General features: G+C 60.3%; 16 protein-coding genes and 1 pseudogene. 13 read left to right on the forward strand and 4 right to left on the reverse strand.

Translation table 11 applies throughout. The annotated features are described in order from the left end of the window. Positions 1–122 precede the first annotated feature (122 nt). The 11 genes from glyA (at position 123) to ribA (ending at position 8,865) form a co-directional block, all read left to right on the forward strand. A complete protein-coding gene (gene glyA / locus ACL7TT_RS02210; protein ID WP_413392809.1) occupies positions 123–1,391 on the forward strand; it encodes a serine hydroxymethyltransferase in 1,269 nt (422 codons plus the stop codon). Between the two features lie 177 nt (positions 1,392–1,568). After that, the gene (nrdR, locus tag ACL7TT_RS02215; protein ID WP_299941418.1) at positions 1,569–2,036 is read left to right on the forward strand and encodes a transcriptional regulator NrdR; all 468 of its coding nucleotides are present in this window, start codon (positions 1,569–1,571) and stop codon (positions 2,034–2,036) included. After that, the gene (ribD, locus tag ACL7TT_RS02220; RefSeq protein ID WP_413392811.1) at positions 2,033–3,178 is read left to right on the forward strand and encodes a bifunctional diaminohydroxyphosphoribosylaminopyrimidine deaminase/5-amino-6-(5-phosphoribosylamino)uracil reductase RibD; all 1,146 of its coding nucleotides are present in this window, start codon (positions 2,033–2,035) and stop codon (positions 3,176–3,178) included. The genes nrdR and ribD overlap by 4 nt, the downstream gene beginning before the upstream one ends. Then, the gene (locus ACL7TT_RS02225; protein ID WP_413392813.1) at positions 3,178–3,840 is read left to right on the forward strand and encodes a riboflavin synthase; all 663 of its coding nucleotides are present in this window, start codon (positions 3,178–3,180) and stop codon (positions 3,838–3,840) included. Before ribD ends, ACL7TT_RS02225 begins: the two co-directional genes overlap by 1 nt. 66 nt (positions 3,841–3,906) lie before the next feature. Continuing rightward, entirely contained in the window at positions 3,907–5,019 is a 1,113-nt protein-coding gene (gene ribBA, locus ACL7TT_RS02230) for a bifunctional 3,4-dihydroxy-2-butanone-4-phosphate synthase/GTP cyclohydrolase II (protein ID WP_299941409.1), read from the forward strand. Positions 5,020–5,091: 72 nt separating this feature from the next. Continuing rightward, positions 5,092–5,562, forward strand: a complete 471-nt coding sequence (gene ribH, locus ACL7TT_RS02235; protein ID WP_413392815.1) for a 6,7-dimethyl-8-ribityllumazine synthase — start codon at positions 5,092–5,094, stop codon at positions 5,560–5,562. A 61-nt stretch (positions 5,563–5,623) separates the two neighbouring features. After that, positions 5,624–6,067 carry a transcription antitermination factor NusB gene (nusB, locus tag ACL7TT_RS02240; protein WP_299941403.1) on the forward strand — a complete coding sequence of 148 codons (444 nt, stop codon included), beginning with the start codon at positions 5,624–5,626 and terminating at the stop codon, positions 6,065–6,067. A gap of 15 nt (positions 6,068–6,082) precedes the next feature. Next, entirely contained in the window at positions 6,083–7,030 is a 948-nt protein-coding gene (gene thiL, locus ACL7TT_RS02245; protein WP_413392818.1) for a thiamine-phosphate kinase, read from the forward strand. Between the two features lie 61 nt (positions 7,031–7,091). After that, positions 7,092–7,580, forward strand: coding sequence for a phosphatidylglycerophosphatase A family protein (locus ACL7TT_RS02250; protein ID WP_413392820.1), 489 nt, complete (start codon positions 7,092–7,094; stop codon positions 7,578–7,580). A gap of 17 nt (positions 7,581–7,597) precedes the next feature. After that, a complete protein-coding gene (locus ACL7TT_RS02255) occupies positions 7,598–8,233 on the forward strand; it encodes a retropepsin-like aspartic protease family protein (RefSeq protein ID WP_413392822.1) in 636 nt (211 codons plus the stop codon). Positions 8,234–8,250: 17 nt separating this feature from the next. Continuing rightward, complete coding sequence (gene ribA / locus ACL7TT_RS02260; RefSeq protein ID WP_413392824.1) at positions 8,251–8,865, forward strand: GTP cyclohydrolase II; 615 nt, start codon at positions 8,251–8,253, stop codon at positions 8,863–8,865. A gap of 82 nt (positions 8,866–8,947) precedes the next feature. Here ribA and pulA read toward each other — a convergent pair whose 3' ends face one another. Beyond that, complete coding sequence (gene pulA / locus ACL7TT_RS02265) at positions 8,948–12,271, reverse strand: pullulanase-type alpha-1,6-glucosidase (RefSeq protein ID WP_413392826.1); 3,324 nt, start codon at positions 12,269–12,271, stop codon at positions 8,948–8,950. Between the two features lie 745 nt (positions 12,272–13,016). Here pulA and ACL7TT_RS02270 point away from each other — a divergent pair. Next, positions 13,017–14,102, forward strand: a pseudogene (locus ACL7TT_RS02270) (IS5 family transposase). Positions 14,103–14,623: 521 nt separating this feature from the next. On the opposite strand, the gene ACL7TT_RS02275 reads toward ACL7TT_RS02270, so the two are convergent. Further along, positions 14,624–14,941 (reverse strand): DMT family transporter, encoded by a 318-nt coding sequence (locus ACL7TT_RS02275; protein ID WP_413392828.1) that lies wholly within the window; start codon positions 14,939–14,941, stop codon positions 14,624–14,626. 663 nt (positions 14,942–15,604) lie between these two features. Here ACL7TT_RS02275 and ACL7TT_RS02280 point away from each other — a divergent pair. Next, positions 15,605–17,716: a TonB-dependent receptor gene (locus tag ACL7TT_RS02280; RefSeq protein ID WP_413392830.1), complete on the forward strand. Its 2,112-nt coding sequence runs from the start codon at positions 15,605–15,607 to the stop codon at positions 17,714–17,716. A gap of 50 nt (positions 17,717–17,766) precedes the next feature. On the opposite strand, the gene ACL7TT_RS02285 is transcribed toward ACL7TT_RS02280, so the two are convergent. Continuing rightward, a complete protein-coding gene (locus tag ACL7TT_RS02285) occupies positions 17,767–19,614 on the reverse strand; it encodes a DUF885 domain-containing protein (RefSeq protein WP_413392832.1) in 1,848 nt (615 codons plus the stop codon). Positions 19,615–19,668: 54 nt separating this feature from the next. Further along, positions 19,669–21,585 (reverse strand): 1-deoxy-D-xylulose-5-phosphate synthase, encoded by a 1,917-nt coding sequence (dxs, locus tag ACL7TT_RS02290; protein WP_413392834.1) that lies wholly within the window; start codon positions 21,583–21,585, stop codon positions 19,669–19,671. Positions 21,586–21,621: the final 36 nt, after the last annotated feature.

Raw genomic sequence — 21,621 nt, forward strand, 5'->3', positions numbered from 1 at the left:
AACGCTCAGGGTTTTGATTAGCCCCGGCCCTCTTTGCTGTTCGGGTCCCAGTTGCAGGGCCTGGGCGCTGAAGTGTCGGGTTTCACAAGTGGCTATCCAACCCGCTTTATCGAGGGAACACCATGTTTGATGCATCTGTCACGCTCGCCTCTTACGACCCCGAGATCTGGGAAGCCATTCGGGAGGAGGATGCTCGCCAGGAAGACCACATCGAGCTGATTGCCTCAGAGAATTACACCAGCCCGCAAGTTATGGCCGCCCAGGGTAGCAGTCTGACCAACAAGTATGCCGAAGGCTATCCAGGCAAGCGTTACTATGGTGGCTGTGAGTATGTGGATAAGGTGGAGACCCTGGCCATCGAGCGTGCCAGGCAACTGTTTGGCGCCGACTACGCCAATGTACAACCTCATTCCGGTTCCCAGGCCAACGCTGCGGTTTACCAGGCCCTTTGTGCCCCCGGCGATACTATTTTGGGCATGAGCCTGGCCCACGGCGGTCACCTGACCCACGGTGCCCGGGTCAACTTCTCCGGCAAGATCTACAGTGCCGTGCAGTACGGCCTGAACCCTGAAACCGGTGAGGTGGATTACGAGGAGGTGGAGCGCCTGGCGCTGGCACACAGGCCGAAGATGATCGTTGCCGGATTTTCCGCCTACAGCCGTGTGATGGACTGGGCGCGCTTTCGCGAAATTGCCGACAAGGTGGGGGCCTATCTGTTTGTGGATATGGCGCATGTCGCTGGCCTTGTGGCTGCCGGAGAGTATCCCACACCGATTCCCCATGCAGATGTTGTCACCTCCACTACCCATAAAACCCTGCGCGGCCCGCGCGGCGGTATCATCCTGGCCCGCGCCAATGAAGAGATTGAGAAGAAGCTGAACTCTGCGGTATTCCCCGGTGGCCAGGGCGGCCCCCTGATGCATGTGATTGCCGCCAAGGCGGTTTCTTTTAAAGAAGCCATGACCCCGGAGTACAAGGCCTACCAGAAAAAAGTGGTGGAAAATGCCCGCGCCATGGCGGAGACCTTCCTGGACCGGGGCATCAATATCGTTTCCGGGGGTACCGATGACCACCTGATGCTGGTGGATCTGATCGGCAAAGCGTACACCGGTAAGGATGCCGATGAGGCCCTGGGGCGTGCCAATATTACGGTGAACAAGAATGCGGTACCGAATGATCCACGTTCCCCATTTATTACCAGCGGGCTGCGTGTCGGCACCCCGGCGATCACCACCCGCGGTTTTGGTGTCGAGGAGACCCAGCAGCTGACCCACTGGATCTGCGATGTTCTGGATGCACTGGAAAAGGAGGATGTGGAGACCGCTATTGCCGAGATAAAGCAGAAGGTGCTGAAAATTTGTGCACAGTATCCGGTGTACAGCCAGGGCTGATTGGCAGTGTTAACAAGAAAGCGGCTCTTTGAGCCGTTTTCTTTATGGACGTACTGGCGCAGTGGCCACGGGGGCAATCAGTGGTAAGGGAACACTAGCGCTAGCTGTCGGGCCACTTGATCCAGCGGCTATGGTAAACTGCAATCCATTTTCCACTCCCTCTGGGAACTATCCCGTATGCACTGTCCTTTCTGCGGCGCAGAAGAAACCAAAGTTGTCGATTCCCGCCTGGTTGCTGAAGGGGATCAGGTGCGCCGTCGGCGCGAGTGCCTTGTGTGTCGCGAGCGCTTTACCACTTTCGAATCCGCAGAACTGCTGCTGCCGCGGGTCGTCAAGCAGAACGGCCAGCGCGAGCCCTTCAACGAAGACAAGCTGCGCGCGGGTATTCAGCGCGCGGTAGAGAAGCGCCCGGTCAGCACCGAACGGGTGGAGTCCGCAGTCTCCCAGATAAAACACGCCCTGCAGGCCACCGGCGAGCGGGAGCTGCCCGCCCGCGCCATAGGAGAATTGGTGATGGAGCAGTTGCGCGAGCTGGACCCGGTGGCCTATGTGCGCTTCGCTTCGGTGTACCGGCGCTTCGAAGATGTGAGTGAATTCAACGAAGAGATAGAACGCCTGATCGGAAAGGGAAGCGGTTCGCAATGAGTCGTGCCGCTGTGCAGAGCGCCCAGGCCCTGATGGCCCACGCTATCCAACTGGCGGAGCGAGGCCTCTATACCACCATGCCCAATCCGCGGGTCGGTTGTGTGATTACCGATCCTGCCGGTGCGGTTGTGGGTGAGGGCTGGCATCAACGCACCGGTGCCGCCCATGCGGAGATTGAGGCGCTGTGTGCTGCGGGCGAGTGCGCCCGCGGGGCCACTGTGTATGTCACCCTCGAGCCCTGCGTTCATACCGGCCACACGGGCCCCTGCACAGAGGCGCTGGTCGAAGCCGGCGTTGCCCGCGTGGTCTACGGAATGCAGGACCCGAATCCACAGGTTGGCGGCACGGGCCTGCAGAGACTGCGCGAAGCGGGTATCGAGGTGGCAGGCCCCCTGTTGGAAGCTCAGTGCCGGAGGCTCAATCCCGGTTTTATCAAGCGTATGACCCTGGGCCTGCCACTGGTGCGCTGCAAGTCCGCGATGAGTCTGGACGGGCGCACCGCCATGGCCAGTGGTGAGTCCAAATGGGTGAGCGGTCCCGCTGCGCGCGCCGATGTGCAGCGCCTGCGCGCGCGCAGCTGCGCGATTGTTACCGGCGTTGAGACGGTGCGCTTTGACAACCCCAACCTGAATGTGCGCGCGGACGAAATGGCGCTGGCGCTGCTTGCGGCGGAACAGGCCGCTCGGGTACAGCCACTGCGGGTTATTGTCGACAGCCAGCTGCGCACACCGCTCAAAGCCTTTATTTTGCAGGGCGACGCCCCCACACTGGTGTGCACGACTGAGCGCGCAGAGGAACAGCGCCGCGTGCGCCTGCAGCAGGCCGGTGCAGAGGTGCTGGTATTGCCATCGGATGCAAACGGGCAAGTGGACCTGCTCGCGTTGCTGCAGGAATTGGCACGGCGTCAGTGCAATGAGGTTCTGGTGGAGAGCGGCGCGACACTGTCCGGTGCATTCCTGTACCGCGGCCATGTGGACGAGTTGATTGTCTACCTGGCGCCCAAGTTACTCGGTAGCACGGCGCGACCGCTGTTTGCACTACCGATTGAGCGGATGGGTTCGGTCCTGCCGGTTACGATTACCGATATGCGTGCGGTCGGGCATGACTGGCGCATCACCGCAACCACGGATATCGAGCGCTGATGTTTACCGGAATCATTGAAGCTGTGGGTGATATCGCCGAACTGCAAGCGCGCGCGGGTGATCTGCGCCTGCGGGTCAGAAGCGGCGAATTGGACCTGTCCGATGTGCAGCTGGGAGACAGTATCGCCACCAGCGGCGTGTGCCTGACGGTGGTGGCGCTGTGCGGCGACGGCTACTGGGCGGATGTGTCCGCGGAAACCCTGGCTGTCACCTGTGTCGGTGGCTGGCAAAGGGGCGACCGGGTCAACCTGGAAAAGGCCCTCACCCCGCAAACGCGTCTGGGCGGCCATATTGTCAGTGGCCATGTGGATGGCATCGGTACGGTATTGTGGCGCAAATCCGAAGCGCGTGCCGAATGCTTCCGCCTGCGCGCACCGGAAAACCTGGCCCGCTATATTGCCCATAAGGGCTCGATTACGGTGGATGGCACCAGCCTCACCGTGAATGCGGTGGACGGCGCAGAGTTCGAGCTGACCATCGTACCCCACACACTGCAGGAAACGATTATGGGCGCTTACATCGCCGGGACGCGCGTCAACCTGGAAGTGGACCTGATCGCGCGCTATCTGGAGCGCCTGCTTCTGGGGGAGCAGGCGGCCACACCCGGCAATACGGAGATAACCCGTGAATTTCTCGCCCGGCACGGATTTTACCCGCGCTAGCCGGCGTTTGCCGGCCACCGGGGAGGGCGCCCAATTTGCAATTGACCAATTTATCCAGAGTGAGCAATGGAACTTAATACGGTTGAAGAACTGATCGACGATATTCGCCAGGGCAAGATGGTGATCCTGATGGACGACGAAGATCGCGAAAATGAGGGCGATCTGGTGATGGCGGCGGAACAGATACGCGCCGAGGACATCAACTTTATGGCCACCCACGCCCGCGGCCTGATCTGTATGCCCATGTCCAGGGAACGCTGTGAACAGCTGGATCTACCGCTGATGTCGCGGGAAAATGGTACTCAGTTCAGCACCAACTTCACCGTATCCATTGAGGCCGCCGAGGGGGTTACCACGGGGATTTCCGCAGCGGACCGCGCCCGCACCGTACGCGCGGCGGTGGCCAGGAATGCCAGGCCCAGCGATATTGTACAGCCCGGCCATATCTTCCCGATTATGGCCCAGCCCGGCGGGGTGCTGAGCCGGGCCGGTCACACCGAAGCGGGTTGCGACCTGGCGCGCCTGGCGGGGTTTGAGCCCGCCGCGGTGATTGTCGAGGTCATGAACGAAGATGGCACCATGGCGCGGCGCCAGGACCTGGAGCGGTTCGGCAGGGAACACAACCTCAAGATCGGCACCATCGCCGACCTGATCAACTACCGCGCCCTCAACGAAAAAACGGTGGAGTGTATCAACGAGCGCAAGGTGCATACCGAGTTCGGCGAATTCAGGTTGCGCACCTATCTGGACAGGGCTCGCCGCGAGCGCCACTTTGCCTTTATCAAGGGCGACCCCACGCCGAAAGAGCCCACCCTGGTGCGGGTTCACGTAGGCAATACTTTGCGTGATGTACTCACCATTCGCCGCGGCGACGAGACATTCACACCCTGGACCTTCCGCCGCGCCATGCAGCGCATCGAACAAGAGGGCAAGGGTGTGGTGGTGTTGATCTGTCACAACGAGACCACAGAGGAAATCGAAGAGAGTATCGACTGGCTGATCAGCGGCAAGCAGCAGCGCCCCAGTCAGGACCTGGTGTACAAGCAGGTGGGCACCGGCTCGCAGATACTGCGCGACCTCAAAGTGTGCAAAATGCGCTTGATGAGCGCCCCATTCAAATTCAGTGCCATTTCCGGCTTCGACCTGGAAGTGGAGGAGTACCTGAACGCTGACCAGTAAAATCAAGCAGCGCGCACTGGCCCGGTCCGCGGGTGAGTGCCGGTGCTACCACCAGGATACGGATTGAAAACGATGAGCAATACGCAAGTGATCGAAGGGGACTTTGTCGGCAGCAGTGGCCAGTATGCGCTGTTGGTGAGTCGCTGGAACAGCTTTGTGGTGGAGCGTCTGAAAGACGGCGCACTCGATACCCTGCGCCGCAAGGGCATTCCGGATGGGGATATCACGATCTGCTACGCACCGGGTGCGTTTGAGTTTCCGCTGATTGCGCAGAAGCTGGCGCAGAGCAAAAAGTTCGATGCGGTGATCGCCCTGGGGGCGGTGATTCGCGGTGGTACCCCGCACTTTGAATATGTCGCCAGCGAGTGCACCAAGGGGCTGGCCCAGGTGGCACTGGACACCGGTATTCCGGTGACATTCGGTGTACTCACCGTGGACTCCATTGAGCAGGCCATCGAGCGCTCCGGCACCAAGGCCGGCAACAAGGGCTGCGAGGCCGCCGAGACCGCCCTGGAAATGGTCTCACTGCTCGGCAAGATCTAATGCTGCGGCGCCGGCCGGGCCGGCGCCAATCCACCCTGTGAAGTACCCACCGGAAAAGACAATGACGGTAACTGCATCCGCCCGCCGCAAGGCGCGCCACTACGCCATGCAGGCGCTCTACCAATGGCAAATAGCCGGCGCCAGCCTCACGACTATCGAGGCGGAGTTTCACGCCGATAACGATATGAGTAAAACCGATGTGGCGTATTTCCGCGACCTTTTCCACGGGGTTGCGAAAAACCTCGATACGGTGGAAGACACCTTTACACCCTACCTGGATCGCAGCGTGGAAGACCTGGATCCGGTTTCCCGCGCGCTCTTGCGCATGTCTGCCTACGAACTGCAACACCGCATGGATGTGCCCTACAAGGTTGTGATCAACGAATCGGTGGCCCTGGCAAAAAAATTCGGCCCCACCGATGCCTTCAAGTTTATCAACGGCATTCTGGACAGGACTGCCGCAACCCTGCGCGCGGCGGAAGTGGCTGCGGACAAGAAAACTTAACCCGCAGTCACAGCCATGGAACACGCGCCGGACGAGTTTGACATTATCCGCGATTACTTCGCCAGCGCCCCGCAGGGCGAGGGGGTGGCACTGGGTATTGGCGACGATTGCGCCCTGTTGCAGGTGCCGGCGCAGGGCCAGTTGGCCGCCTCCGTAGACACCCTGGTGGCGGGCAGGCACTTTCCTGTGGATGCAAACCCCGCCGCTATTGCCGCGCGGGCACTGCGGGTTAATCTCAGCGACCTGGCCGCCATGAATGCGCGCCCGCTGTGGTTTACCCTGGCGCTGACCCTGCCGCACAGTGACGCGGATTGGTTGCAGCGGTTCGCCGCTGGCCTGCTGAACACCGCCAGACTATTTGGCATTTCCCTGGTGGGTGGCGATACCACCGCGGGGCCTTTGTCGATCACCATCCAGGTACTGGGCCAGACCCTGAAACCGCTGTGCCGGGGCGGCGCCCGCCCCGGCGACTTCGTGTATATCAGTGGTCCTCTGGGCGGGGCAGCCGCCGCTTTGCCGGTGATCCTGGGCGAACGACCAGCCGAAGGGGAAACCCGGCGCAGTGCCGAGCGGGCTTTTTACTACCCTGAGCCACAATTCGCCACTGCGGCGTCCATCGCCGGGTTGGCCAGCAGTGCAGTGGATATTTCCGACGGCCTGCTGGCGGATCTCGCCCATATCTGCACCGCCAGCGCGGTCAGTGCCGATGTGTATCTGGAGCGGCTGGCGATTGCGCCGCTGGCGCGGGCGCTAGCGGGGGAGGCTGCACTGGCGCTGGCCGCTGCCGGGGGCGACGATTACCAGCTGTGTTTTACCGTGCCCCAGGCGCGGGTTTCAGCCCTGCAAAAGCTGGCGCCGGAAGCGGTGGCTATCGGTACCCTGGGCAGCGGCGAAGCCGAGGTGCGCTGCTGGCAAAACGGAAAGCGCTGGCGGGCCCCCCGCACGGGCTACCGGCACTTTTGAGGGCGGCTTTACAGGCAGGCCATACCGCTATGGCTTTGTAGTGTCACCGGACTTGGACACCATGAAGATACAGAATCCGTCTTTTCCCCGGCTGTTGCGCGACCCCGTTCTGTTGCTGGCCTTTGGTTTTGGTTCCGGCCTTGCCCCCAGGGCGCCGGGCACCTTTGGCACCCTTGCCGCCATCCCCTTCTGGTGGTTGATGCAGGGGCTGTCTCCGGCCGGGTATCTGGGGATTGTGGTGGTCTCCGCACTGCTGGGGTGTTACCTGTGTGGCGCCGCGGCGAAGAAACTCGGCGTGCATGACCACGGCGGCATTGTCTGGGATGAAATGGTGGGTTACTGGCTCACCATGTGGATGGCTCCCCAGGGCTGGGTGTGGGCGCTGTACGGCTTTGTGTTGTTTCGCTTGTTCGATATTGCCAAGCCAGCGCCCGTGCGCTGGGCGGACAAGCAGGTACAGGGTGGCATCGGAATTATGCTCGACGATATACTGGCCGCCATTTACGCGGGGCTGGTAGTGCAGGTGACCGCATGGCTGGTAGGTGTGTAAACGGATAGGGACTATCGATGGGAAAACGACTGTGTGTACTGCTGGGGCTGCTGATTGCCACTGCCGCCGGTGCCCAGCAGGTGCAGCTCAAGGGGCTTTTTGGCGACAGCGCCCTGCTGGAAATTGATGGTCGCCAGCGTATTCTCAGCAGGGGGGAAAGCTCCCCGGAAGGGGTCGAACTGCTGGAGGCCACCACCAGCCATGCCCGCATCCGTGTCGCTGGGCGCGAGCGAAAGCTCACCCTGGATGCACCGGTTGCCACCCGCTATGTGCAGGCCGAAAAGGCCGAGGTGCGCCTCATGGCCGACAGGCGCGGCCACTACAGCGCCGAAGCCTGGGTGAATGGCTTGCGCGTGCCCATGCTGGTGGACACTGGCGCAACCAGCATTGCCTTCAACTATCCCACTGCGCGCCGCCTCGGCCTCAATCTTGAAGGTGCGGAGGAAATCGCGGTTTCAACTGCCAATGGTATGACACGGGCGTACTTGGTGACTCTCAGCAGTGTGACCATTGGTGGCATTAAACTGCACAATGTGGAAGCCACTGTGCACGCTGGGGACTTTCCCCGTATCGTGCTGTTGGGAAACACCTTTCTCGCCCGGGTGGATATGAAGCAGCAGGATGGTGTGCTGATACTGCGCGCACGCAACTGAATAGAAGAGGTATAACGTTGGCTATTCGATATGTGGAATCCTCAAAGCTGCCCACCTCCTGGGGTATGTTTGAGATGCACGGCTTTGAGGAGCTGGGTACCGGCAAGGAGCATCTGGTACTCACTATGGGTGACTTCAATACCGATGCACCGCTGCTCGCCCGCATTCACTCGGAATGTCTGACCGGCGATGCGCTCTTCTCTCTGCGCTGTGACTGCGGTGCCCAGTTACAACACGCTATGCACCGCATTGCCATGGAGGGGCGCGGGGCCATTTTTTACCTGCGCCAGGAGGGTCGCGGCATCGGCCTGCTGAACAAGATTCGCGCCTATCACCTGCAGGACTGTGGGGCAGATACTGTAGAGGCCAATGAAAGGCTCGGCTTCGGTGCGGATATGCGCGATTATTCCCTCCTCAAGGGGATGATTGCGCATCTGGGTATCCATGCCATTCGCCTGATGACCAACAACCCGCGCAAGGTAAAGGCCTTGCAGGATCTGGGCATCGAAGTGACCGAGCGCCTGCCACACCAGTCCGGGCGCAACCCGCACAATGCCAAATACCTCTCCACCAAGAAAGGCAAGCTGGGGCATCTGATTGAAAGTGGAGAGGAAGAGGACGGGGAGCCATAATCTCCGCTCTTTTGTGCCCCTGCCATTCCAATAAAAAGGCCGGAAGTATCCGGCCTTTTTATTTTTGCTACCTGCGATGGGTTCAATAAGCCCGGCGCGGCTGTACAAATACCGCTGTGGTGCGCCCGGGCAGGGTAAAGCTGCCGTTGTGCCGGTTGAAGCTTGCCCGTTGCAGGCGCGGGTCCACCGAGCGGCGTTGGCGCGGGTGTGGGCGCAGGGGCAGGCCGCGCAGCGTGTCGCTGGCAAATGCCACCGTGTCATCATCGCCGTTAAACAGCACCACAATGCGTTCAAAGCGCGGGTCAAAGCTGCCCTCTGCATCCGACAGTGCCATAACAATCAGGCCCGGTATCTGGTCCGGGCCGGTATTCAGGAAATGTACATGTGCTGCCACTGCCTCCGCATCGGGCAGGCGGAACAGCGGTGAGCTGTTGCGGATCGCCAGCTGCTCGCGGAACAGGGCACTGCTCCACCGGCGGTGGCGACGCTTGGGCGCCAACGCGGGATTGGCCAGCAGCGGCTGCATCAGGGGCCATTTGTCCTCGTTCTTGTCCGCCATCGGCAGCCCGGCACCCCAATTGTCGGTATCCAGGCTGAAATCCAGCGCATTGAACCAATCGCCGGCGTTGTAGCTGTCGCGATCCATGGACTTGGAGCGCAGGAAATCCTGTCCCGCGTGGATAAACGGTATCCCCTGGGCGAAGAGCACGAGCGAGTTGCTGAATGCCTGCATGCGCACCCGTTCGCGCAGACCGGCGCGCTCACTGGCCTTGATTTGCACGCCGTCAAACAGTGTTTCGTTGTCGTGGGCGGAAATATAGTGGATGGATTCCTGTGGGTCGGCGGTGTAGCCCGTGGGCTGGCCATTGTAGACCAGCTCGCTGCCGGTGATCAGGGCGCCGGTGGCATCCTCAAAGAGGTAATTTGCCAGATTGCCGGCCAGGGAAACCCGCACCTTGTCCGCCAGGGTCAGCAGAGTGGTGCGCTCATCCCCGCTTTCGAACTTGCCGTTGCTATCGGTGAAGAGGCCGGTACCAAAGCCTTGCTCTACATAGCCGCCGAAGGGATTGCCACCGCGCACGGCATCCCGCAGACGGTCGTTGAAGGTGCCCACACCCGTGCCCGCCATATTGGGCTGGCGCGCCTGCAGGAAGCGGGCGTCGTTGGCAACCTCGCCGAAATTCCAGCCCTCGCCGTAGAGGTAAAGAATGCGACCATCCACGCCGTCGGCTGCCGGAGTCAGAGACTGCAACGTCGCCTGGGCCTTGAGCATATTGTCCAGGCTGTGATGGCCCATCAGGTCGAAGCGGAAGCTGTCCACTTTGTAGGCCCTGGCCCAGGTGCGCAGGGAATCGATCATCAGCTTTTCCATCATGCCGTGCTCACTGGCGGTGTTGGCACAGCAGCTGCTCATCGCCACATCGCCCTCCAGGGTGCGGCGGTGGTAATAGCCGGGCACGATTTTGTCGAGTACCGAATGCGGGTACTGGCCGTAGGCACTGGTGTGGTTGTAGACCACATCCATCACCAGGCGCAGGCCGGTGCGGGACAGTGCCTGTACCATCTGGCGGAATTCGAGGATACGCGCAGCGCCGTCCGGGTTTGTGCTGTAGCTGCCCTCCGGCACCGTAAAGTGCAGCGGATCATATCCCCAGTTAAAACCGTCGGTATCGCGAACGGCATGCACTGCGGCCTGCTGTGCGCTGCTGTCTGGTGCGTAGGGGGACAGGTCGGGCGTCTGCTGTTGCTGCCCGCGGTCTTCATTGACTGTGGCAAAGTCAAAAGCCGGCAGCAGATGCACATGGGTGAGCCCGGCGCGGGCCAGTGCGGCGAGATGGCGCATGCCCTGGCTGTGGCGCCGGGTAAAGGCCCGGAAAGTGCCACGCGCCGCTTCAGGCACCGTTTCATCATGAATACTGAAATCCCGTACATGCAGCTCGTATATGCTGATATCTTCCGGCTGTGCCAGTGCCGGCTTGCGCAACCGCTCCCAGCCCCAGGGTTTCAGGTCGCGATCATTGAGGTTGACGATCTGGCTCTTGCCGCTGTTGATAGAGAGGCTCAGGGAATAGGGGTCGGTCACCAGGTTGGTTTCGATCCTGCGGCTGAAATAGGAGTAAACCTCCACCTCATAGAGGTAAAACCCCCGGTCCCACTGTTTGTCGATGGATGCCGACCAGACCCCCGTGGCGGTATTGCGGTACATGGGGAGCACCAGATCGGCGCTGTCGCCGGCGGAATCCCGGAACAGGTGCAGCTTTACCGAGCGCGCAGTGGGTGCCCACAGGTCCAGTTGGATATGATCCGCTTCCACGCGGGCACCCAGCGCGCCATCGTAATAAAAGCGTGCATCCAGGGCGCCGGCCATCTGCACGCCGGTGGCATCGCGCAGCCTGCCTTCGCGATCGTAGACTGCAACGGCCAGCTGCCCGGTAACCAGGGATTCCAGGGAGACCCCGCCGGGCAGTTGCAGCGCGCGAAAGCCGGCCAGGTGCGGGAATTTCTCGCGCGCGCCCTGGGGCAGCCCGTCGACGGGTGTGAGGGGGATTGCGCCGTCTGAAACGATACCATCGGCAGTCAGCGCCAGCCCTGCGGAATGGCTGTAGTGCAGTTGGAATGTGTCGCCTTGTCGCGCTTGAATATCCCAGGCGAAGGTGTTGGTGTCCACCCAGTGGGCCCTGTCGCGGCTGAGATCGCCCTTGGCGAAACCATCGCTGCGCACGCTGACCTGTTTGCTGGCGGCGTCGAAGGCAAAATAGAGTTCGTCGTTGTCGGCGCCCACGATAAAGGCAATATTGTCGCCGTCGTTGCCGTAGCTTTCGTCCCAGCCCTCATGCAGGGCCACCTTGAACGCATAGGTACCGGCGGGCAGCCCGGAGGTCACAAAGGTGTAGATACCGTCGTTGTCGGCGTCTTGCATCCAGGTGCGCAGGCAACCGGGCTGCCAGTCGCCGGCACAGCCGAGCAGGCTCTGGAAGTTACCGGCTACCGTGGCGATAAACTGGTTTGCGTCGTCGCTGATCCAGTGGCTCTCGTGGTCGTAAATAAATTTGACCTCGCGGGCTTCGCCCAGGTCGAGAGGAATATTGGCTCCATTGCGCTGGGCGCCCTGGCCGTAGTTTTCGTCCCAGTTGTTGTTGAGGGCGGCCTTGTACTCCCAGTTTCCGGCCGGGACAAAAAAGTGGCCCTGCCACTTGTCGTCTTCGCTGTCGTAATGGAGCCCGGTGGCGGCGCAGTCCGGTTGCCAGTTGTCGCTGCAGCCGAGCTGGCTTTGCAGGCTGCCGGGAATGTTCACTGCCACCGGTGCCGGCGTGTCCGACGCCCGGGCGGGCCATTGGGTGCAACAGAGCAGAGCGCCCAGCAGGAGCGCCCGATAAAAGGGGCTGGCGGTTTTTACTATTGGCATGATCTGGCCTCATTTATTGTTATAGGCAGGGGGTTTGCGTTTCTCCCAGCAAGGCATTGAAGCCCAGTTTTGCCCCGCCGACCTCCCTCCCCAAGGGGGTGGAGGCAGACGGGTTGTGGTGGCCAGCAGGGGTATGCGCCGCCGCAAACGGGCAGGCAGATTGGTGGATGGCTTCACAAAATCTTTATGCGGATGTCATCTGCCGGTCATGTCCGCGGGACAAAGTATGCCTGGGTAGGGAGCGGGCAACCTGAATTCTGAATGGTCGGCGACCTATCTGATTGTTGAGATTGCTTCGGGTCGGGAAAGGTGATGTACCCGTTGCAATCCCCGGCACGCCGGCATTTGCCGGCTTTACCCTCATAAGGTAGTGATGTTTCATTCTTTGTTTAATATTCGGGCCTTCCCCCTCCCCTTCTCCGGCTCCCTGCCAGTTCCAGGTACTATGCCCTCTGCTGACTTCAGCACCATCACCGCGCAGGTTTCCCTGTGGTGGCAGTGAATTTGGCTACCCGTCCCGAAGCGCAAGTGACAGGGCTTCCAGAACTGCTTCGGTCTGCCAGGCAATAGTCGAAGCTTGTCCCGTTTGTACAGCTATGTACTACACAGCATACACAAATGACTCAACCGACGGAGTCGACGCAAGAGTTATAATTGGAATGGTTTAACAGGCTGTTGAAATAGGCTCATGTATTTACTGGCTTTTGTACAATGCTCGGGCCGATACCCTACAATGAGATAATGTATGCGCTGTGCAGATATTACGCAGGATACTTTGTTCACCACTGTTATCCTGGAAGAATTTGTCCCCAAATTCCACCCGCTGAGAAAGATTCGTCAGGAATTTAATTTGGCATTGCAGCGTATCGACTGGCTGCTCGACTGCGCCTATGCACCGAACGGCAAGGAGTCTATCCCCCCGGAGCGATTACTGCGAGCCCTACTGCTACAGGTTTTATTCAGCGTGCGTAGTGAACGACAGCTGATGGAACATACACGCTACAACCTATTATTCCGCTGGTTCGTTGGCCTCAGTATCGATGACAAGGTTTGGAATCATTCCACTTTCCGCAATAATCGTGACCGTCTGCTTGCCCACGACATTATTCCCACCCTGTTCTAAGAAGTGGTGCAGATAGCCCGGCAGAAGCAACTGTTGTTGGAAGAGCATTTCAGCGTCGATGGCACCTTGTTTCAGACGTGGGCTTCGCACAAAAGTTTTCGTCGCAAGCAGGATAGCGACGACGATAAGGGCAGTGGTAGCAACAGCGAGCGGAACTGCCACAAGGAAAAGCGCAGCAATGAAACGCACGAATCGCGCACCGATCCAGAGGCTCGACTGTACAAAAAATCCAAAGGTGCTGAAGCCAAGCTGGCCTATTTGGGTCACACCACCATGGAAAACCGTAATGGCCTGATCGTACAGACGGCGGTAAGGCAAGCCAATAATTGTGCTGAGCGGGAAGCAGCCGAGCAGATGCTGACGGAGCTGCCGGGCTCGCGGCGCAAAACCGTTGGCGCAGACAAAGGCTACGACACTCGGGGATTCGTAGCCGTCTGTCGTGGTGTCAAGGTAACTCCGTATGTGGCCCAAAACACCAAGCGCCGCGGTGGCCCCGCCATTGACGGACGCACCACTCGGCACAGCGGGTATCAAGCGAGCATGGAGGTACGCAAGCAAGTCGAGGAGGGTTTCGGTTGGGGCAAAACCATTGGTCTGATTCGCCAAGTAAAAGTCCGCGGGCTAGCGCGGGTCAAGGAGGTATTTACCCTCACCTTTATCGGCTGGAATCTAACCCGAATAAGCAATTTTCAAGGGGAATCCGCTTAATGGACGGAGAAGCAACAAAATGTGTTTGTGTTAAAGGTGCGTGTATTCAGCCAAAAGCCGAGTAAAAATCCATCAAAATAGAAAAAAGCAGCTTGTCCTCGAGTTTTTGGCTTGCTAGAAAATGTTTCTAAATAATACTTCCGGATTTCAACAGCCTGCTAGATGGCAAGACGATTATTCCAATATCAAATACGGTAGATATCGAACAATTAATCGATGACATTGCCATTACAAAAGATTTATTATGTCTTCGTGGCAGGCCTTACCGGTTCAACTGGAATCTGTCTGGCATTAATCCCGACGGGAAGCGATTTGAAGTGACAGAAAAAGTAAGCCCAACAGTTTACTCTAACCTTTAGAATCTCCACTTATATAAAATGCAAAGTTGTCGGATAAATATATATAACAAAACGCTGCACTGCGACACCAATTACATTCGAGCGCGAATATGGGCGTGTATGGTGATCTGAGCCTTTTGTGCATGTGACCCCATACATGTGATTGATTTTTTTAGTGAAGGTCTAGTGCGCCAGCTTTAATGTGACCACCCCGGCTATAATCAGCAACACACCGAGGTAGCGGCTCAAACTGGCGGGGTCTCCAAAAAAGAGAATGCCTACCAGGAATGCCCCGGCGGCGCCGATACCGGTCCAGACCGCGTAGGAGGTGCCGATGGGTATCTCCCGTTGCGCCAGCCACAGCAGCAATCCGCTGGCCCCAATAAAGACCGCGGCCATCAGGATGCCCAAAGGGCGCGTGGTTTGGTCCTGGGAAATCTTTAGTCCGAGGACCCAGCCGATTTCACACAGGCCCGCCAGTATCAGGTAGAACCAGGCCATTTTTTCCTCTTCGAGACGCAGGGTTGTTTATCCGGGCAGATAAGTATACGCCCGCGCGCTCCCATTGATAGACAGCCAAGGCACAAGCAGCAGGGTTCTTTCTTTCGGGGTGTGCGGTAACGATATTCCCTGTAGGCCCGTTAACGGTATCCATGCCATATAAGGTCCTGGGCGAGGTATGCCAAACAGCCGAAACCCATCCAGTTGCTACACAGTCTGGGCAAAACCAGTTCTGCCCAAAGAGGGATTGCACAGGGCAAATCGGGTTTGACTGCTACCGCTGTGTGTATTCGGGGCCCTGTCGTGTTGTTGTATTTTGTAATCTATCTGGACGTGCTGGATTGGGATATCGGGTAGTATTTTTGCCCTGTTCATTTGATACCGTAGAAAGCTCTTGGCGGATTGTTCATGGATGTGTTTGTAAAGCAAAGCGATTGAGTGAGAAAGCCAACTACACCGGTGGTAACCAGGCCCGAAATTTTCAGGATTGTATTTATCAGTGATACTTTGCTCTAAACATTTGTGGGCCGCCCTGATGACACCTGATACCTCTAATGAGGCTGAACTGCCCTGTTGGCCATATATTGCCTTGCCGTTTTGGCCAAGGGGACAGCGGGCATCTTGCGCGCAGAGCGGGCTTGAAAAGGCTATGGGAGATTTCGGATGCCAAGGGGGGTAGCGCGGCCAATATGGCAGGGGACAAGCCTGAATTGCATGATCGGTCTGCTGGGATGGCTTATGCTGCCGGGCAGCGGCGTGGCCGAGCAGGAGCGCATTGAGACCTTACTGGTAACTGCCAGCCGCGCCGGGACACCCACAGGGGCAGCGCCGGAGCGCTTCTCTGAAATTGGCGATGAGGCCCTGGCCCTGGTGGGACATAGTCATATTCAACAGAGCCTGGTACGGGTGCCCGGTGTGAATCTGGCCAGGGGCAATGGCCAGGAATACCTGCCAGCGCTGCGTTCGCCAGTACTGTCTGGTGCCGGGGCCTGTGGCAGTGTGCTGAGCGCCGAGGACGGCATACCACTGCGTGCGAAGGGCTTTTGCAATATCAATGAACTCTTCGAGTCCCACAGTGAGACGGCCCGGAGTATTGAGGTGATACGGGGGCCCGCTGGTATCCTGTTTGGTGCCAATGCCCTGCACGGCGTGGTGAATGTGATCAGTCCCACCGTGGGAGAGCAGGCGGGCGGGACCTCGGCTGCGGTTGGGTTTGAAGCCGGTCCCGAGGCGTTTTACCGGGCGAAACTCTCGGCAGACACCGGTACGGAAAACCCTTGGGGCCTGCGTATGGATCTGTCCCTGTCCACAGACGGCGGCTACCGGGACCGCTCCGGCTACGACCAGCAGAAACTCAGCCTGCAGTACCTGGTGCAGGCTGGCCCCCTGGAGATCCGGACACGTCTGGCCGCAACCAATGTCAATCAGGAGACGGCGGGGTATATTGAAGGTACCGGTGCCTACCGAAGCCGCCGGGCCAGTCGGGAGAACCCCAACCCGGAGGCTTTTCGCGATGCCGGCGCCCTGCGGCTGTATTCGCGGTTGGATATCGATTTGGACGGGGATCGGGCATTGGTATTGACGCCCTACCTGCGAAAAACGGAGATGCGTTTTTTACAACACTATCTGCCCGGTCAGGCCCTGGAGGAAAACGGCCAGGAGAGTGCGGGTATCAGAAGCCGTTACCGCGTTGCTAGGGGAGACCAGTTGGAACTGGTTGCGGGAGTCGATGGGGAGTTTACCCGGGGCTATCTGCGTGAAACCCAGGCACATTCAACGGAGGGGTCGGATTTTCTGCAGGCGACAATTCCCACTGGCAAACACTACGATTACGAGGTCGATGCCTGGAGTATTGCCCCCTTTGCCCTGGCCACCTGGCGCCCGACCGAGCGATGGCATTTTCTCGGAGGCCTGCGCTTTGAAGCGGTCAATTACCACTACGACAATAACATGCTGACCGGGCGCACCAGGGAGGACGGCACACCCTGCGGGTTTGGCGGCTGCAGGTTCAGCCGCCCGCAAGACCGGGAGGACCGCTTTATGAACGGGTCCCCGAAACTGGGTGCCGTTTTCCGGGCCGCGCCGGGCCTGCAGCTGTTTGCCAACCTGGCCCAGGGGTATCGGGTCCCCCAGACTACGGAACTCTACCGCCTTCAGCGGGAGCAGCGCGTTGCGGCGCTGGATTCGGAGCGGATAAAAAGTATTGAGCTGGGTTTGCGCGGCCGCGGCAGTGGGCTTTTATATGAACTGGTGGCCTACGGGATGCGCAAGCGCAATGTGATTTTTCGGGATACCGAGTACTTTAACCGCGCCAATGGAAAAACCGCGCACCGCGGCCTGGAACTTGCGTTCGAGTACGCATTCGTCAGCCGCTGGCGGATAGAGACTGCCGCCAGTTATGCCGAGCACCGTTACCGGGACACGCGCCGGTTGCAGGGTGTGGCACTGGATGGCCGGCTTGTGGATTCGGCGCCGAGGGTGTTTGGCAGCGCCCGCCTGCGCTGGCAGCCACTGGCGGGGATGGCCGCCGAGTTGGAGTGGCTGCACCAGGGGCGCTACTACACCGATCCGCAGAACCGGCACGAGTATCCCGGCCACAATCTGCTCAACCTGCGCCTGCGCTGGGCAATGGAGCGCTGGGCGCTGTCTGTACGGGCACTGAACCTCGCCAATAAAGCCTATGCGGAGCGGGCGGATTACAGCCGCTTTGGCGGCGAGCGCTATTTACCCGGTGCGCGGCGCGTACTCTACCTGTCGGTGTCCGCCGACTGGTAAATACGGGGCGTTGAGCCGGAGCCCCACACCTGCCGGGTTGCCGGGGTACGTTAACCTGCAGGTGGCGGTGCGGCCTGCGCGCTTGCGTGGGCGGATGGATCGCCCTGGCTGTCAATCCAGTTGTCCATACGGGCTTCAAGGATATTGAGGGGCAGGGCGCCGGCGCCCAGCAGCGTATCGTGGAAGCGGCGGATATCGAAGTTGCTGCCGAGGCTTTGTTCCGCTTTTGCCCGCAACGCCTGAATTTTGAGCTGCCCCAGTTTGTAGGCCAGGGCCTGGCCCGGCCACACCAGGTAGCGGTCGATTTCCACGGTGACATCATGCAGGGGTTTGGCACTGTTTTCCATAAAGTAGGCAATGGCCTGTTCGCGTTGCCAGCCCAGCTGGTGCATCCCGGTATCCACCACCAAGCGCACTGCGCGCCACATATCATAGGTCAGGGCACCGAACTCACTGTAAGGGTCCCGGTACAGCCCCAGATCGTAGCCGAGGCTCTCGGAGTAGAGGCCCCAGCCCTCCACAAAGGCCGTGTACAGGGCCAGGCGGCGCAGGGGGTGAATCTCGCTCTGTTCCTGGGCCAGGGCGATCTGCAGGTGGTGGCCGGGCATGGCCTCGTGCACGGTGAGGGCCTCCATCTCCCACCTGGGACGACTGGGCAGGTTGTAAGTATTGGCGAAGAAGATCCCCGCGCGGCCGGCCTCGCTGGAGCCCGGCTGGTAGTAGGCTGTGGTTTGCGACTGCTCGGAATAGCCGGGGATGGGTTCAACTCCGTAAGGCAGGCGCGGCAGGGTACCGAACAGGGCTGGCAGCTTGCCGTCGATGCGCTTGGCGATGGCCCGGTAATCCCGCAGCAGCGCTTCGCGACTGCTGTGATAGAACTGCGCGTCTGTGCGCAGGAATTCGGTAAATGCCTTGAAGTCGTCCTGGAAACCGGTCTTGCGGATGATCTTCTCCATCTCCCCGCGGATGCGCTTGACCTCCGCCAGGCCGATGCGGTGTATCTCCTCGGGGCTCAGATCCGTGGTGGTGTTCTGGCGGACTTTATGGGTATACCAGCGCGATCCGTCGGGACGACTGGAGAGGGCGATGTCCACCTGTGCTGCGGGGATATACTCGCGTTCCACAAACCCGGCCAGATCCCGCCAGGCCGGCACCAGCTGCTCGCTGTAGAGGGCGTAGGCACGCTGTTGCAGGCTGCGCTGCCGGGCTGCGGGCATGTCGCCGGGCATTTCCGCGAAAGCTTTGAGCAGCGGGCTTTGTTGTGGGGAGGCGGGGATCAGGGCGCGGATCTGGCGGGACAGGTCGCGCAGGGTGATTTGTGGCGGCGTCACCTGCTGTCTGAGCCCCAGCCGCATCAGCGCCTGGGTTTGCGCCACCAGTGCGGGGAGCTTTTGCAGGCGCGCCAACAGGGTGTCGTAATCCGCAGCGGTGCGGCGGGGCATGCTGTTGAGCACCGCCGGCACACTGCGCTGGATACCGCTCATGTGGGTGAGCGGCTGCAGGTGATCCGGGAACTGGAAACCCTTCACTGCGCCGAGCAGATCCTGGTACAGCAGCTGGTAGTCGAGCTGCTGTGCTGCGTGCAGGGCACTTGTGTCGATATTGCGGGTGGCGCCGAGCAGGCGCCGGGTCTGCGCCTGGCGCCGCTCAATACCGGCGATTGAATTGTCCATCCAGCGGTCATTCTGGCCGGGGTAGCCCTCGTAGGTGGCCTGGCTGGGGAAGCTTTCCATCAGCCAGCGGTAGCGCAGGTCCTGCAGGGCGATCAGTCGCTCGGAGGCGCCCTCGGTGGGCAGGGCTTCGAAGGCGCGCCCGAAGGCTTCCCGATCCATGGCGGTGGCACTGTAACTGGCGAGCAGGCCCAAGGATAAGACAAGGGCTTTCCTGAAGAATGACATTTCTCCTCCCATACAAAGCGGAGTCCGCTGTAGAAATACCCGCGCGCAGGCTAGTTAGTTGACCGCTGCGGTGCGACTGCTGAAATCCCGCTGGTTCAAGAGCTGCAGGCGCCGGCGTATCTGTTCTTCAATACCGGTGGCATCGAGGCCGATTCCGGCGAGCAGGTTGCCGTGTTTTCCGTGTTCAATCACCCGATCGGGCAGCCCCAGTTGCAATACCGGCAGGCTCCTGGCGGTGCTGTTGAGGTACTCCAGTACGGCGCTGCCGGCGCCGCCGGCCACGGTGTTTTCTTCGATGGTGACCAGGAGCTGGTGGTTCCCGGCAAGTTCATCGATCAGTGCCTGGTCCAGGGGTTTGACCCAGCGCATATCCGCCACCGTTGCCCCCAGGCGTTCCGCCGCTGCGGTGGCTGGTGCCAGCAGGGCGCCGAAATTCAAGATGGCCACGCCGCTGCCCTGGTGCAGCAGATGGCCTCTGCCGAGGGGCAGCGCGCGCAACTCCCCTTCTATCTGGGCGCCTGGGCCAGTGCCGCGAGGGTAGCGCACCGCGGCGGGGCCCTGGTGCTGGTAGGCGGTAGTCAGCAGCTGGCGACATTCGTTTTCATCGCTGGGGGCGGCAATGGCCAGATTGGGCAGGCAGCGCATAAAGGTCAGGTCAAAGCTGCCCGCGTGGGTGGGGCCGTCCTCACCTACGAGGCCGGCGCGGTCGATGGCAAAGGTGACATCCAGGTTCTGGATAGCCACATCGTGCACCAATTGGTCGTAGCCCCGCTGCAGGAAAGTAGAGTAGATGGCCACTACCGGTTTCTGGCCTTCGCAGGCGAGGCCGGCGGCGAGGGTCACGGCGTGCTGCTCAGCGATGGCGACATCGTGGAAGCGCTCGGGGAAGCGCTGGGAAAATTCCACCATGCCGGAGCCCTCGCACATGGCGGGGGTAATGCCGATCAGGCGCTCGTCGCGGGCGGCGGTATCGCACAGCCAGCGACCGAAGATATCCTGGTACTTGGGCGATTTCTTCCGGCCGGGTACGGCCACCTGAACCTTGCGCTCCGGCTCCAGCTTGTTCAGGGCGTGATAGCCCACCGGGTCCGCTTCAGCGGGCCCAAAGCCCTTGCCCTTGGTGGTGGCGATATGCAGAAGCTGGGGACCGGGCTGGCTGCGCAGGTTGCGCAGGGTGTGCACCAGGTCGTGCAGATTGTGTCCATCCAGCGGACCCACGTAGTTGAAGCCCAGTTCTTCGAACAGAGTGCCGGGCGTGATCATACCCTTGACATGCTCTTCCGTGCGCCGCGCCAGTTGCCAGGCCTTGGGAATTGCAGACAGTATCCTGCGGCTGCCTTCACGCATACTGAGGTAGGCCTTGCTGGCGAGGATCTTGGCAAAATAGGTGGCGAGCCCCCCCACATTTTTCGAGATCGACATACGGTTGTCATTGAGTACAACCAATATATCCCGGCCGGTGTGGGCGGCATGGTTGAGTGCCTCGAAGGCCATACCCGCGGTCATGGCGCCGTCGCCGATCACCGCCACCACCTTGCGCTCGTCGGGAGAGCCCAGTGCCATACCCAGGGCTGCGCCAATTGAGGTGCTGGAATGCCCAACCCCGAAGGTGTCGTAGGGGCTTTCACTGCGTTTGGGGAAGCCGGACAGACCGCCCCGCTGGCGCATGGTGAGCATTTGTTCGCGGCGTCCGGTGAGAATCTTGTGGGGGTAGGTCTGGTGGCCCACATCCCACACCAGGCGGTCTTCCGGGGTGTTGTAGATATAGTGCAGGGCAACGGTCAGCTCCACCACGCCGAGGCCGGCGCCGAAGTGCCCGCCGGTCTGGCCGACACAGTACAGCAGGTATTCACGCAGCTGGCTGGCGAGCTCGGGCAGTTGGCGTTCATCAAGGGCGCGCAGCTGGGCCGGGTTGTCGATGGCATCGAGTAGCGGCGTATGCGGGCGGGTGCGTGGAATATCTTCGAGCATTAATCGGTTCAATGGCTACAGAGGGTGATAAGGGGG

This window comes from Microbulbifer jejuensis (genome assembly GCF_047289955.1).
GTDB lineage: Bacteria > Pseudomonadota > Gammaproteobacteria > Pseudomonadales > Cellvibrionaceae > Microbulbifer.